Raw genomic sequence first — 11,930 nt, forward strand, 5'->3', positions numbered from 1 at the left:
AGGGGCTTACGGTCGTCTGTAGAATTCAAATGACGAGGCATAATATGGTGGCGCAAACGAGTGACGGACGCATCCTGCTGGCCAAGAAGCTCGGCGGACTCTTCACAATCATCTTGGGATGCCTGCTGACGGCCGTCGGCGTGACGTTCGAATACAGCGGCACGACTTTCGTCGGCGTGCTGTTGCTGGTCCTTGGAGCCGTCCTGCTGGTGCTCAAGATCATGAGGCGAAATCAGGAACGTCCGTTCTGACAGATGGCAGGCGGTCACACGCCCAGCACGTCGGCGAGCCGCAGCTCGTCGGCGGCGGGATCCTTCAGGAACAGCTCGGCCTCGATCTCGTCTAGATGCGACAACATCTGCACGCGCGCAGCCTGCTTGTCGCGCTTGCGGATCGCGGCGACGATGCCGGCGTGATGATCGGTGCCGCAGGCCGGCGTGTCGTGGCGGCGGTAGAGCAGGATGATGAGCGAGGAGCGCGCGATCAGCTCTTTCAGGAAGCCGAGATAGATGCTGTGGCCGCTCATCTCGGCGACGAGACGATGAAACTCGCCGGAGAGCCGGACCGAGGCGCGCGCGTCACCGCGCTGCTCCGCCTCGCGCTCTTCGGCGAGATGCTGCTGCAGGCGATCGATCCAGGCCGGTGACACCGCATCGATCGCGTGATCGACGATGGTCGGCTCGATCAGGCGGCGCGCCTCGAACACTTCGCGGGCATCGCCCGGCGTCGGCCGCGCGACGAAGGCGCCGCGGTTCTTCTCGATGTTGACGATGCCTTCATGCGCAAGCTGCTGGAGCGCCGTACGGACCAGCGTGCGGCTCGCGCCGTAGATTTCGCCGATCTCGTCCTCGCCGAGCTTCGTCCCGGGCAGCAGGCGATGCTCGAGGATCGCGGCGGTCACCCCCTCCCTGATGCGGCTGACGCGATCGCTCGCATCTGGCGCGTCGGATTTCGGGTGAGTTTTGGCGGCCATCAGTTCGAAGGGTTGGGTGTGAGGGCTCGATCGGCGACGTTCGGCCTTGAATGTTAGTCGACGACCTGTATCCAATCACAGGCAAAAGTTTATACAATCCGCGCCCGTTTTGTGTGCAGCGAGGCAGACGGGTGCTGGGACGGCCGAAGGCGGCGGATTCGATCTAACGACCTGACTCTGCTGCACAGTTCTGGAATTCAGCCGGCCAAGGGCGGTTGGCACGGACCTTGCGGAGAGACGGGAGCATCGCCCCTCCCTTGGACACGCCATGGCCACTCCCGCCGCTCTCGAACTGGTCGCCGTCACCAAGCGCTACGACACGACGCTGGCGGTCGACACCGTCAATTTGAAGATCCCGGCCGGGACCTATTGCTGCCTGCTCGGTCCCTCCGGCTGCGGCAAGACCTCGACCTTGCGGATGATCGCGGGCCATGAGGCGGTCAGCGAAGGCGACATCATCCTCGGTGCGCAGAACGTGACCAACCTCGAGCCCGCCAAGCGCGGCACAGCGATGATGTTCCAGTCCTACGCGCTGTTTCCGCATCTGACCGTGCTGGACAACGTGGCGTTTGCCCTCAAAATGCGCGGCGTCGACCGCACGACCAGGCACAAGCGCGCCGGCGAATTGCTGGAGCTGGTGGCGATGACACCCTATGCGGGCCGGCTTCCGGCCCAACTCTCCGGCGGCCAGCAGCAGCGCGTGGCGCTGGCTCGCGCACTGATCACCGAGCCGCAGATCCTGCTGCTCGACGAGCCGCTCTCCGCACTCGATCCGTTCCTGCGGGTGAAGATGCGCGGCGAGCTGAAGCGCCTTCAGCGCGAGCTCGGCATCAGCTTCATCCAGGTCACCCACGGCCAGGAAGAAGCGATGGCGCTCGCCGACCACATCGTGGTGATGAACCAGGGCCGGATCGAGCAGCAGGGCGCCGCGCGCGACATCTTCCACCACCCCCGCACCGAATTCGTGGCGCGCTTCATCGGTGGCCACAACGTCCTCAGCGATGCCGGAAACCTCATCGCCGTGCGCGCCGATCAGCTCGGCATCGCGCCGTTCACTGACGGCGCGTTCGGCGCGCCGGCGCTGTTGACCCAGACCGAGTACCAGGGCTCCTACATCGCCGTCTCGCTCACGCTCGACGACGGCACCCCCCTGTTCTCCCACCTTCCCGAGGCCGCCTTCGACGTCCACCCGTTCCGTCCGGGCGATCGCGTGCTGGCCACCTGGGATCCCGCCAAGGCGCAACGCCTGCAATAGCGCCGATCGATCACTGGAATGCGCAACAGAGGAGTGACTGATATGACCGAGACCACCAGGACGAAGGGCGTCAGCCGCCGCACGCTGCTCAAGGGCACCGCGGGTCTCGCGGGCCTCGCCGCCGGCTCCGGCGCCATCACCGGCTTCCCCTATGTGAAATCGGCCGATGCGAAGGTGCTGCGCTATCTCGGCACCGCCGTGAACGAAGGCGACGACATCTCCAAGCAGTGCCTCAAGGACACCGGCATCAAGATCGAATACATCACCGCGACCACCGACGACGTCACCAAGCGGGTGATGACCCAGCCCAACTCCTTCGATGTGCTCGACACCGAATATTTCTCGCTGAAGAAGATCGTGCCGTCGGGCAACATCCTTGCCCTCGATGCCAAGAAGATCAAGGAATTCGACAACATCACGCCGGTCTTCACCAAGGGCGAGACGCCCGGCGGTAAAAAGATCGGCGGCCAGGGCACGGCGCCCTGGAAGGTGCTCTATCTCGAAGGCAAGGACTCCAAGAAGTTCGCGACGTCGGCGACCGAGTTCGTCACGCTGATCCCGACCGTCTACAACGCCGACACGCTCGGCATCCGTCCCGACCTGATCAAGCGCCCGATCAGCTCGTGGTCGGAGCTGCTCAATCCCGAATTCAAGGGCAAGGCCTCGATCCTCAACATCCCCTCGATCGGCATCATGGATGCCGCGATGGTCGTGGAAGCCACCGGCAAGTACAAATATGCCGACAAGGGCAACATGACCAAGGAAGAGATCGATCTCACCATGAAGGTGATGACCGAAGCCAAGAAGGCCGGCCAGTTCCGCGCCTTCTGGAAGGACTTCAACGAGAGCGTCAACCTGATGGCGTCAGGCGAGACCGTGATCCAGTCGATGTGGTCGCCGGCGGTGACCAAGGTCCGCTCAATGGGCATCGCCTGTACCTTCCAGCCGTTGAAGGAAGGCTATCGCTCCTGGGCCTCGGGCTTCTGCGTCTCCAAGGGCGTTTCCGGTGCGAAGCTCGAATGGGCCTATGAGTTCGTGAACTGGTTCCTGTCCGGCTATGCCGGCGCCTATCTCAACCGCCAGGGCTACTACTCCGCCGTGCTCTCCACCGCGAAGGCGCATATGGAGCCCTACGAGTGGGCGTACTGGATGGAAGGCAAGCCGGCCGAGAAGGACATCAAGGCGCCCGACGGCTCGCTGCTCGAGAAGGCCGGCGCGGTGCGCGACGGTGGCTCCTACGAGGACCGCATGGGCGGCGTCGCCTGCTGGAACGCCGTGATGGACGAGAACGACTACATGGTCCGCAAGTGGAACGAGTTTATCGCGGCGTAACGTGATGGACACGTCGGAGGACATCCTGCAACAGGCGTCCCCGGGATTGATCCCGGGGTCGGGCACGGCGCGCGCCGCGAAAGCGACGCGCCTGTCGCCCTCCTTCATCTCCTGGCTCCAGGCCGGGCCGATGATGCTGGTGTTTCTCGCCTTCTTCCTGATCCCGCTGGTCTTCGTCGTCATCGTCTCGTTCTGGAACTACAACGAATACCAGTTGCTGCCGGCCTTCTCCGGCCGTGGCTACACCGACACGTTCGAGGGCTGCATCGCGCAGCTCCCCGAGCTCTGCACCATCGCCAAGACCTATCTGAAGACGCTGAAGCTGTGCTTCCTGGTCTGGGTCATCACGCTCTTCATCGGCTTCTGGGTTGCCTACTTCCTCGCCTTCCACGTCAAGTCCAAGACCTGGCAGATGGGATTGTCGCTGCTCTGCACGATCCCGTTCTGGACCTCCAACGTGATCCGCATGATCGCCTGGATCCCATTGCTCGGACGCAACGGCCTCGTGAACTCCGGACTGGTCAAGAGCGGGCTGATCAACCACCCCTTGGAATGGCTGCTGTTCTCCGAATTCTCCGTCGTGCTGGCGCTGGTCCATCTCTTCACCTTCTTCATGGTGGTGCCGATCTTCAATTCGATGATCCGCATCGACAAGTCGCTGATCGAGGCGGCCTATGATGCCGGCGCCACAGGCTTCCAGACGCTGGTCAACGTTATCATCCCGCTCTCCAAGCCCGGCATCGTGATCGGCTCGATCTTCGTCATCACCATCGTGATGGGCGATTTCATCACCATCGGCGTGATGGGCGGCCAGCAGATCGCGGCGGCCGGCAAGATCATCGAGACGCGGGTGAACGCGCTGCAATTCCCGGCCGCGGCCGCGAATGCCGTGATCTTGCTCATCATCACCTTCCTGATCATCACCATGATGTCGCGCATCGTCGACATCAAGAAGGAGCTCTAGAGCATGAAGGAAGGACGCCCGCGCTCGTTCTACGTGCTCGCGATCTTCTTCGCGGCCTATGTGCTGTTTCTCTACGGCCCGATGATCGCGATCTACGTCCTGTCGTTCCAGGGCCCGCAGGGCGGCCTCACCTTCCCGATGAACGGCGTGTCGACCTTCTGGATCGCAAAATTGTTCCAGGGCACCGGCATCGTCGATCTCGGCGCGGCCTTCCGCCGCTCGCTGCTGCTTGGCGTCATCGTGATGGTTGTGACCGTCGTGTTGTCGGTCGCCGCCGGCATGGCCTTCCGCCGCAAGTTCAAGGCGCAGGGCATTCTGTTTTACTCTGCGATCGCGAGCCTGATCGTGCCCTCGATCATCACCTCACTCGGCATCTCGCTTGAATTCCGCATCATCGACGACCTGATCAAGGCACACTGGAACGAGAACTTCGAGACCTCGATGGGCCTGCTCACCTCGGGCTTAGGTGCGCACCTGACCTGGACGCTGCCGTTCGGCCTGCTGATCATGTTCGCGATCTTCAACCGCTTCGATCCCAGGCTCGAGGAAGCCGCGCGCGATCTCGGCGCGACGCCGTGGCAGGCCTTCCGTCATGTCGTGCTGCCGATCATCCTGCCCTCCGTGATCGGCATCGGCCTGTTCGGCTTCACGCTGTCCTGGGACGAGCTCGCCCGCTCCAGCCAGGCGATCGGGGCGGTGAACACGCTGCCGCTCGATCTCCAGGGCCTCACCACCACCGTGACGAACCCCGACATCTATGCGCTCGGCACCGTGATCTCGGCGGTGTCGTTCACCGTGATCGCCCTTGCACTCGGCACCATCCACATGCTCAACAAACGGCAGGCGGCCAAGGGCTCGGATGCCGGCCAAGGGCTCGTCTGACAAGGGGCTTGTCTGAACTGATGCGACTGCACGTCGTCAATCCCAACACCACCGCGCCGATGACGGCGAAGATCGCCGCTGCAGCACGCAGCGTCGCCCTGCCCAACACATTGATCGACGCGCGCCAGCCCGCGATGGGCCCGGTCTCGATCGAGGGCTTTTACGACGAGGCCTTCGCCGTGCCTGGCATGCTCGGCTGCATCCGCGACGCCGACCGCGACGGTGCCGACGCCCACATCATCGCCTGCTTCGACGACACCGGCCTCGACGCCGCGCGTGCCGCCGCGAAAGCGCCGGTGATCGGCATTGGCGAAGCCGGCTTCCACATGGCGAGCCTGATCGCGGCGCGCTTTGCCGTGGTGACGACGCTCGGTGTCTCGATCGTGCCGATCGAGCATAATTTGCGGAAATACGGTCTCGCCGAGCGCTGCGCTCGCGTCCGCGCCGCCGAGGTCCCGGTGCTCGCGCTCGAGGAGCGCAATACTGATGCTCTCGGCAAGATCTCCGCGGAGATCACCGCCGCGGTCCGCGACGATCGGGCGGAAGCCATCGTGCTCGGCTGCGCCGGCATGGCTGACCTCGCCGCCGAGCTCGCCGCCGCACATGGCCTGCCCGTGGTCGACGGCGTCGCCGCGGCGGTCACGCTGGCAGAATCACTGGTGCGGCTGGGACTGAAGACCTCGCGGCTCGGGCCCTATGCGGCGCCGCGCTCGAAGACCTATTCCGGACCGTTTTCGCCGTTCCAGCCTTGATCCCGGCTCTTTTCGGCGACCTTCAAGGGCCTCAAGACCAACTGATTGCTGGTTTTTTGCCGTTAGCCTCTTTTTGGTCCCATTTGTTGCTGAATGGTAACACTTTCGGGACGTCCCGGCGACCTCGGGTTGCCGCACTTCGCCACTCACCAAGTTTCAATTTGGGTTTTGTCAGCGATGATCGATCTCGCCCAGGACAGGCCGTCCAACCCCCTCCTTCGCCTTGGCGCCCAGCCGATTGCGCTGACCGCCGCAGCCCTCCTGCTCCTCATCGCCGGCGTGACCTCGATCGCGATCTGGCGCGCCTATACCGGTGCAACTCCTGAGACCGACCGGGTGGTGGCGTCGCGGCAGCTCCAGGCCCGCACGGCGCAGGCCTCCGAGCAACTCGTCGAGAAGACCAAGGGTCTGGAGGCGACCCAGCAGGAATCGATCGACCAGCTCCAGGTCGTGCAGGACCAGCTCCAGACGGTGAAGAAGCTGCTCGCATTCCAGCAGGCCGACACCAAGCGACTGTCCGAGCAGGTCACGACGCTGAACGAGTCCATCGACAGCCTTCGGCAGTCCTTTGCCAGCGCCCGGGCCACGGAAGCGGAGACACCCTCGGTTACCCGCAGGAAACCGTCGCGCCGTGTCCACGCCAGCGCCCGCAAGCGCTCGCGCGGCTAGCCGGGTCAGGGTCTGCGACTTAAATTTTTCCACATGTGAACTGGATCACATTCCCCCGTATGATTCCGCGTCATGCTGGCGGTTACCGGATGGCGTGAGCCGATTTCAATGTCCGGGGCTGGCAAGGTCGTTGACGGTATACTGCGTCAACGGCCTTGTTCTTTAGTGGGTCCAGTCTTTTGGCAGATCTGGCCCGGTAGTCTGACTGAGCCTCGTGGCCGCTATTCGCAGACATCCACGTTGCGGACACGCCAACCGGACGGCGTCATGACGCGCTTCCGCACCACGTAACAGCCGCCGTAACCGCCGTCGTCATAGCCGGTACCATAGTAATAGGGATCGCCGTAACCGTAGCCGTAATAGCCGCCATAGTAGCCGGCGCCGGCGAGACCTGCCCCGATCGCCACTCCGGGCCAGAAGCCGCCGCCGCGCCAGTGACCGCCATGGCCCCAGCCGCCGCCATGGCCCCAGCCGCCGCCGCCGTGGCCCCAGCCGCCGCCACCATGGCCGAAACCGCCCCGCGCCTCAGCCGCCTGCGGCGCCGACAAGCCGACTGCCGCAACGGCCAGCGCCGCCATCATCATCTTCCGTAACATCACTCGATCCTCCGCGTGGAGACGTTCCACGCTTCAAAGCAGGACCAAGCTAACGTTACCCGCGCCTTCCTGACAGCCTCACTGTCTCACTTCCGCGCGAGCATCAGCAGCCGCGGCAGATGCCCTTCATCTTCTGGTCGAGCAGCTCGTTCTCAGCATTGACGGCGGCATCGGCAGACCCGCCCGTGGCCGCGCCGCTGGTGTCCCCGCGGGACGCGCCGGATGATTGTGCCGTACCGAGGCTGTTGGTGCCGGGCGGCGGCGCCGGGGAGTTGGCGACGCCTCCCGCCGATCCGCTGGACCCGGTCGCGCCGCCGGTCGTTTGCGCGAACGACACCGCCGGCATCGCGGCGAGACTGAGGATCACGATCAAGGTCTTGATTGAAGTATTTGCAGGCGACGGGGCCATCGGGAATGCTCCTTTGGCTGTCAACGGTCCCGCCCAGGGCGCGTTCCGGAACAAATCCCGTCACATCAGCTTGAATGCGGGGATGGAGGCGCGATCAGCGCAAACAAGGACCCTGCCAAGCGGGCTGCGCGTTCCAAAGCGAGAAAGGCCAAATCACGATGACCGATCGCGATCCTTTTGCAGAAGGCGAACGCGCCGCGCGCGAAAACATCCCGGCCGAAGCCAATCCCTGCTCGGACGGCAGCGATGAGCATGCGCTGTGGTCGGCGGGCCACGAGAAGATTGCGGGCTCCATGGCAGCCCGCGAGTCCGAAGGCAGCTAGCCGATCCGCTTCAGGCCTTTCTGGAAGCGCGGGCCGTTGGCCACGTAGAACCTCGCCGCACTCCCCATCTTCTGCACCTGGGCATCATCGAGCGTGCGGATCACGCGCGCGGGCGAGCCGATGATCAGCGAGCGTTCGGGAAATTCCTTGCCCTCGGTGATGACCGAGCCCGCGCCGACGATGCTGTTGCGGCCGATCTTCGCGCCGTTCATCACGATCGAGCCCATCCCGACGAGCGCGCCCTCCTCGATCGTGCAGCCGTGCAGGATGACGTTGTGGCCGACGGTGCAGTTCTTGCCGATGACCAGGGGAAAGCCGAGGTCGGTGTGGCAGGTCGAGCCATCCTGCACATTGGCGCCCTCGCCGATCTCGATCCACTCATTGTCGCCGCGCAGCACCGCGCCGAACCAGACGCTCGCACCCGGCTTCAGGCGCACGCGGCCGATCACGGTCGCGGTCTCGGCGATGAAGTAATTCCCGTCGGCGGGAAGATCGGGTGCCTGTCCGTCGAGCTCGTAGATCGCCATGGGGTTCTCCTGTCGCGTCGACCCCAGCCATAGCGAAACGGCGGCGCGGAGGCAAAGGGCCGCCGCGCCACGCAGCCCTGTCAGACCAGAACGCCGGCGGCGCGTAGCGTCATCAGGAAGAAGGTGCCGCTCATCATGCTCCAGAAGCCGGCGATGACGGTCGCCATCATGACGAATTCGACGCGGCGGCTTTCCACCCGCATGCCGCGCAGCGTGTTGCGCATGATGATGAAGGGCGCCGCGAACACCAGGAACGGAACCGCGGCGAACGTCTTCGGCGCCACGCCGTCCTGCAACAGGCCGAAGCCGGCGGGCCGTTGCGCAAACGCCTGGTATCCGTTCACGAGCGCGCCCGCGAGTGCGAAACCGATGCAGATCGAGAACAGAGAATTGAAGGCTTCAGGTGTCATCGGAACGGTCCGCCCTTACGCAACGCCGGAGCCTTCCTGTGACAAAGAGTGCCGGTTAACGCTACATTATCCTTAAGAGAAGGTTAACAGCGGTGGCCGATCCGCGCAGGGCCCTCCCCCGTCCCGGCGGCCGGGAACGCTCCGCGAATTCGCCGCCGCATGGCATATTCGCCGCTGATTCGTCGGCCACCGGCCGACTTCCCGGTTCGACTTGCGCAAGCTCATGACGATGTTTTCGGCAGCTCCCCTTCGGTCCTCCAGGACGCACCCTCGGGCGCATGTCGTCCCGATCGTGCTCGGCGGCACTGCGGCGCTGGGCGCGGTGGCGCTCGTCGCCTATTTGCTGTGGCCGACCTGGGGCTCGGGCGGCGCGAACGCGCCGGACCGGCTGCCGGTGAGTGTCGGCGGCACGCTGTTCAACGTTCCCACGACCGCGATCCGGATGAAGATCCAGCGGCACTCCGGGCCGCAGGAGCGCATCGATCTCGACTTCCTCTACCCTTCGCTTGAGCCGCCGGGCGCACCGAAACATGTCACCGCCGACACCGTGGAAGAGGCGATGCAACCGATCGACCGTGTCTTCCTGTCGATATCGGCGCATCACGATGCGCTGGCGCCGGAGCAGCGAACAGCCACGATCTATCCGCGCTATCTCGACCAGGCCGCGACCAATGCGGCGGACGGACTGACGATGCGGATGTTCCGCGCCGACACGCCCTATGGCAGCGAGGACTTCTATTCCGCCGCAAGCCCCGCGCTGACCGCACGCTGCACGCGCGATGCGGCGACACCCGGCATGTGTCTCTCCGAGCGCCGCGTCGGCGGCGCCGACCTCACCTTCCGCTTTCCGCGCAGCTGGCTGTCGCAATGGCGCGATGTCGCGGAAGCGCTGGACCGGCTGTCAGCGCAGCTGCGCGGGCCAAAGGGATGAGCGCGGATCGGTTTGCGCCGCATTGACCGGCTGATAGGCTCGTCGCCGACAACATCAAGCGCGGTGATCGACGTGACCGATGCAGCAGCAAACCTGCCTCCGGGCGCCCAATTGTTGGGGCGCGAATGGCTCGGCTTTGACGAGGGCGGGCAAGCCTTGATCCGCTTCCACGCTCAGCCCGCGTTCACCAACAGGCATGGCACGATCCAGGGCGGCTTCCTGGCGGCGATGCTGGACTCCGCCACAGGGATTTGCGCGCTGGCCGCGCTTCCTCCTGACCTGACCGTGGTCACAAGGAGCTTGGACACGCGCTTCCTGAAGCCCGCAGCAGTTGGACCGATCACGGCAAGGGCTCGGGTCATAGAACGGACGGATCGCGACATGGTCGTGCAAGCCGAGCTCGTCGATGCGGACAGCATCATTGTCGCTGATGCCACGGCGCGGCTGCGCATTCTATCGAAGAAATAGGTGCGGCGTCGCGACGCGCGCGACGCCGTCAGGCGCGAGACTATTCCTGATCGACGAGATCGTCCTCGAGGATCGCCATCTGGAATTGGAACGAGCGATCATCATCCTCGTCATCGACGAAGAGCACGCCGATGAACTCCTCGCCGATATAGACCTCGGCGGAATCATCCTTCTTCGGCCGCGGCACGACGCGGATCTTGGGATTGCCGAATACGCGCTTCAGATACGCGTCCAGCTTTCTGACTTCTTTGACGTCCACGGCAAGTCTCCGATCGAAATTGGTCGGCGGGTTTTAGGACGAGACGCGACGAACCGCCAGCATGAATTGCCAAAGAATTTGGGGACGAGCTGGGCCGGAGAATCCGGCCCTTTTCTCTCGCTCAAAGTCCCATCGCGTTGATCATCTGATCCATGGTGCGCGACGGCTCGGCGCAGCCGGCCTCACCAACGATCTTGGCGGGCACACCGGCAACCGTGACGTTGTGCGGCACCGGCTTGACCACGACCGAGCCGGCGGCGATGCGCGCGCAATGGCCGATCTCGATGTTGCCGAGGATCTTTGCGCCGGCGCCGATCAGCACGCCGTGACGGATCTTCGGATGACGGTCCTCGTTCTCCTTGCCGGTGCCGCCGAGCGTGACGCCGTGCAGGATCGAGACGTCATCCTCGATCACCGCGGTCTCACCGCAGACGAAGCCGGTGGCGTGGTCGAGGAAGATGCCGCGGCCGATGCGCGCGGCGGGATTGATGTCGGTCTGGAACACCGCGGACGCGCGGCTCTGGAGATAATACGCAAAATCCTTGCGGCCCTTCAGATAGAGCCAGTGCGCGAGGCGATGGGTCTGGATGGCGTGAAAGCCCTTGAAGTAGAGCAAGGGGTCGATGAAGCGCGACGTCGCGGGATCGCGGTCGTAGACGGCGACGAGATCGGCGCGGAAGGCGTTGCCGAGATCGGGAGCCTCGCGCAACGCCTCGTCATAGGTCTGGCGAACGAGATCACCCGACAGCGCGGAATGATCGAGCCGGTCGGCGAGACGATGGATCACCGAATCTTCCAGGCGACTGTGATGCAGCACCGTCGAGTAGATGAAGGTCGCGAGCTCCGGCTCGCGATGGACGATGTCCTCCGCCTCGCCGCGGATCCGATCCCAGATCGGATCGAGCGTTGCGAGCTTTCCTCCCGGACTGACCTGATGAACTGCCATAGGATCTGCTCTTTCGAATTGGCTCATTTTGCTGGCTCTATACCACAGTCTAGCCGACGAAGTCCCGACGGGCTTGCCTGAGAGTGAACAGTGAGTTGCTCCGCGAAAGCACGCCAACGCCTTGAAACACAACAATTTCTTCTGACGCCCCCAGGCGGCGAGGTCGGCTCAAAATGGTCAGGGTTTTGCCAAATTCAAGCCGGGCGGCGTCAAACTATTGGTGAATTCCGCCTC

At 64.1% G+C, this 11,930-nt stretch carries 17 protein-coding genes; 10 read left to right on the forward strand and 7 right to left on the reverse strand.

What is annotated here, in order from left to right; genetic code table 11:
* Nucleotides 1-29: 29 nt before the first annotated feature.
* Entirely contained in the window at nt 30-251 is a 222-nt protein-coding gene (locus AB7008_RS31930; protein WP_152621383.1) for a hypothetical protein, read from the forward strand.
* 14 nt (nt 252-265) lie between these two features.
* Here AB7008_RS31930 and AB7008_RS31935 read toward each other — a convergent pair whose 3' ends face one another.
* The gene (locus tag AB7008_RS31935; protein WP_041958632.1) at nt 266-973 is read right to left on the reverse strand and encodes a GntR family transcriptional regulator; all 708 of its coding nucleotides are present in this window, start codon (nt 971-973) and stop codon (nt 266-268) included.
* Between the two features lie 268 nt (nt 974-1,241).
* On the opposite strand from AB7008_RS31935, the gene AB7008_RS31940 reads away from it, so the two are divergent.
* The 6 genes from AB7008_RS31940 to AB7008_RS31965 all read left to right on the forward strand — a co-directional run bounded on the left by AB7008_RS31940 (nt 1,242) and on the right by AB7008_RS31965 (nt 6,827).
* Nucleotides 1,242-2,228, forward strand: coding sequence for an ABC transporter ATP-binding protein (locus AB7008_RS31940; protein ID WP_028154729.1), 987 nt, complete (start codon nt 1,242-1,244; stop codon nt 2,226-2,228).
* Nucleotides 2,229-2,270: 42 nt separating this feature from the next.
* The gene (locus AB7008_RS31945) at nt 2,271-3,560 is read left to right on the forward strand and encodes an ABC transporter substrate-binding protein (protein WP_014494295.1); all 1,290 of its coding nucleotides are present in this window, start codon (nt 2,271-2,273) and stop codon (nt 3,558-3,560) included.
* A 4-nt stretch (nt 3,561-3,564) separates the two neighbouring features.
* On the forward strand, nt 3,565-4,524 hold the full coding sequence (locus tag AB7008_RS31950; protein ID WP_441260089.1) for an ABC transporter permease: 960 nt from the start codon (nt 3,565-3,567) through the stop codon (nt 4,522-4,524).
* A 3-nt stretch (nt 4,525-4,527) separates the two neighbouring features.
* The gene (locus AB7008_RS31955; RefSeq protein ID WP_028154727.1) at nt 4,528-5,406 is read left to right on the forward strand and encodes an ABC transporter permease; all 879 of its coding nucleotides are present in this window, start codon (nt 4,528-4,530) and stop codon (nt 5,404-5,406) included.
* 20 nt (nt 5,407-5,426) lie between these two features.
* Nucleotides 5,427-6,158, forward strand: coding sequence for an aspartate/glutamate racemase family protein (locus AB7008_RS31960; RefSeq protein WP_441260090.1), 732 nt, complete (start codon nt 5,427-5,429; stop codon nt 6,156-6,158).
* A 177-nt stretch (nt 6,159-6,335) separates the two neighbouring features.
* A complete protein-coding gene (locus tag AB7008_RS31965) occupies nt 6,336-6,827 on the forward strand; it encodes a hypothetical protein (RefSeq protein WP_028154725.1) in 492 nt (163 codons plus the stop codon).
* Nucleotides 6,828-7,048: 221 nt separating this feature from the next.
* Here the strand turns inward: AB7008_RS31965 and AB7008_RS31970 are convergent, their stop codons facing one another.
* Both AB7008_RS31970 and AB7008_RS31975 read right to left on the reverse strand, forming a co-directional pair.
* Nucleotides 7,049-7,423: a hypothetical protein gene (locus AB7008_RS31970; protein WP_264621304.1), complete on the reverse strand. Its 375-nt coding sequence runs from the start codon at nt 7,421-7,423 to the stop codon at nt 7,049-7,051.
* Between the two features lie 103 nt (nt 7,424-7,526).
* Nucleotides 7,527-7,832 carry a hypothetical protein gene (locus AB7008_RS31975; protein ID WP_304490352.1) on the reverse strand — a complete coding sequence of 102 codons (306 nt, stop codon included), beginning with the start codon at nt 7,830-7,832 and terminating at the stop codon, nt 7,527-7,529.
* A 158-nt stretch (nt 7,833-7,990) separates the two neighbouring features.
* Between AB7008_RS31975 and AB7008_RS31980 the strand changes: the two genes are divergently transcribed.
* On the forward strand, nt 7,991-8,155 hold the full coding sequence (locus AB7008_RS31980) for a hypothetical protein (RefSeq protein WP_441260091.1): 165 nt from the start codon (nt 7,991-7,993) through the stop codon (nt 8,153-8,155).
* Here AB7008_RS31980 and AB7008_RS31985 read toward each other — a convergent pair.
* On the reverse strand, nt 8,152-8,682 hold the full coding sequence (locus AB7008_RS31985; protein WP_041958647.1) for a gamma carbonic anhydrase family protein: 531 nt from the start codon (nt 8,680-8,682) through the stop codon (nt 8,152-8,154). The two genes, AB7008_RS31980 and AB7008_RS31985, sit on opposite strands and share 4 nt — an antisense overlap.
* An 80-nt stretch (nt 8,683-8,762) precedes the next feature.
* Nucleotides 8,763-9,092, reverse strand: a complete 330-nt coding sequence (locus tag AB7008_RS31990; protein WP_014494286.1) for a DUF6949 family protein — start codon at nt 9,090-9,092, stop codon at nt 8,763-8,765.
* 223 nt (nt 9,093-9,315) lie between these two features.
* Between AB7008_RS31990 and AB7008_RS31995 the strand changes: the two genes are divergently transcribed.
* Nucleotides 9,316-10,023 (forward strand): hypothetical protein, encoded by a 708-nt coding sequence (locus tag AB7008_RS31995; RefSeq protein WP_212453635.1) that lies wholly within the window; start codon nt 9,316-9,318, stop codon nt 10,021-10,023.
* Nucleotides 10,024-10,035: 12 nt separating this feature from the next.
* Entirely contained in the window at nt 10,036-10,491 is a 456-nt protein-coding gene (locus AB7008_RS32000; protein WP_244464161.1) for a PaaI family thioesterase, read from the forward strand.
* A 40-nt stretch (nt 10,492-10,531) separates the two neighbouring features.
* On the opposite strand, the gene AB7008_RS32005 is transcribed toward AB7008_RS32000, so the two are convergent.
* Together AB7008_RS32005 and cysE are read right to left on the reverse strand one after the other, a co-directional pair.
* Nucleotides 10,532-10,750 carry a DUF3126 family protein gene (locus AB7008_RS32005; protein WP_007602550.1) on the reverse strand — a complete coding sequence of 73 codons (219 nt, stop codon included), beginning with the start codon at nt 10,748-10,750 and terminating at the stop codon, nt 10,532-10,534.
* Nucleotides 10,751-10,871: 121 nt separating this feature from the next.
* Nucleotides 10,872-11,696, reverse strand: coding sequence for a serine O-acetyltransferase (gene cysE, locus AB7008_RS32010; protein ID WP_014494283.1), 825 nt, complete (start codon nt 11,694-11,696; stop codon nt 10,872-10,874).
* Between the last annotated feature and the right edge of the window lie 234 nt (nt 11,697-11,930).

Source organism: Bradyrhizobium sp. 521_C7_N1_3, assembly GCF_052075975.1.
Classification (GTDB): domain Bacteria; phylum Pseudomonadota; class Alphaproteobacteria; order Rhizobiales; family Xanthobacteraceae; genus Bradyrhizobium; species Bradyrhizobium japonicum.

Coding starts and splice junctions, on each gene's coding strand:
- AB7008_RS31940 (WP_028154729.1), top strand. CDS start 1,242: ATGGCCACTCCCGCCGCTCTCGAACTGGTCGCCGTCACCAAGCGCTAC.
- AB7008_RS31960 (WP_441260090.1), top strand. CDS start 5,427: ATGCGACTGCACGTCGTCAATCCCAACACCACCGCGCCGATGACGGCG.
- AB7008_RS31935 (WP_041958632.1), bottom strand. CDS start 973: ATGGCCGCCAAAACTCACCCGAAATCCGACGCGCCAGATGCGAGCGAT.
- AB7008_RS31955 (WP_028154727.1), top strand. CDS start 4,528: ATGAAGGAAGGACGCCCGCGCTCGTTCTACGTGCTCGCGATCTTCTTC.
- AB7008_RS31945 (WP_014494295.1), top strand. CDS start 2,271: ATGACCGAGACCACCAGGACGAAGGGCGTCAGCCGCCGCACGCTGCTC.
- AB7008_RS31970 (WP_264621304.1), bottom strand. CDS start 7,423: ATGTTACGGAAGATGATGATGGCGGCGCTGGCCGTTGCGGCAGTCGGC.
- AB7008_RS31930 (WP_152621383.1), top strand. CDS start 30: ATGACGAGGCATAATATGGTGGCGCAAACGAGTGACGGACGCATCCTG.
- AB7008_RS31965 (WP_028154725.1), top strand. CDS start 6,336: ATGATCGATCTCGCCCAGGACAGGCCGTCCAACCCCCTCCTTCGCCTT.
- cysE (WP_014494283.1), bottom strand. CDS start 11,696: ATGGCAGTTCATCAGGTCAGTCCGGGAGGAAAGCTCGCAACGCTCGAT.
- AB7008_RS31985 (WP_041958647.1), bottom strand. CDS start 8,682: ATGGCGATCTACGAGCTCGACGGACAGGCACCCGATCTTCCCGCCGAC.
- AB7008_RS31975 (WP_304490352.1), bottom strand. CDS start 7,832: ATGGCCCCGTCGCCTGCAAATACTTCAATCAAGACCTTGATCGTGATC.
- AB7008_RS31950 (WP_441260089.1), top strand. CDS start 3,565: ATGGACACGTCGGAGGACATCCTGCAACAGGCGTCCCCGGGATTGATC.
- AB7008_RS31980 (WP_441260091.1), top strand. CDS start 7,991: ATGACCGATCGCGATCCTTTTGCAGAAGGCGAACGCGCCGCGCGCGAA.
- AB7008_RS31990 (WP_014494286.1), bottom strand. CDS start 9,092: ATGACACCTGAAGCCTTCAATTCTCTGTTCTCGATCTGCATCGGTTTC.
- AB7008_RS31995 (WP_212453635.1), top strand. CDS start 9,316: ATGACGATGTTTTCGGCAGCTCCCCTTCGGTCCTCCAGGACGCACCCT.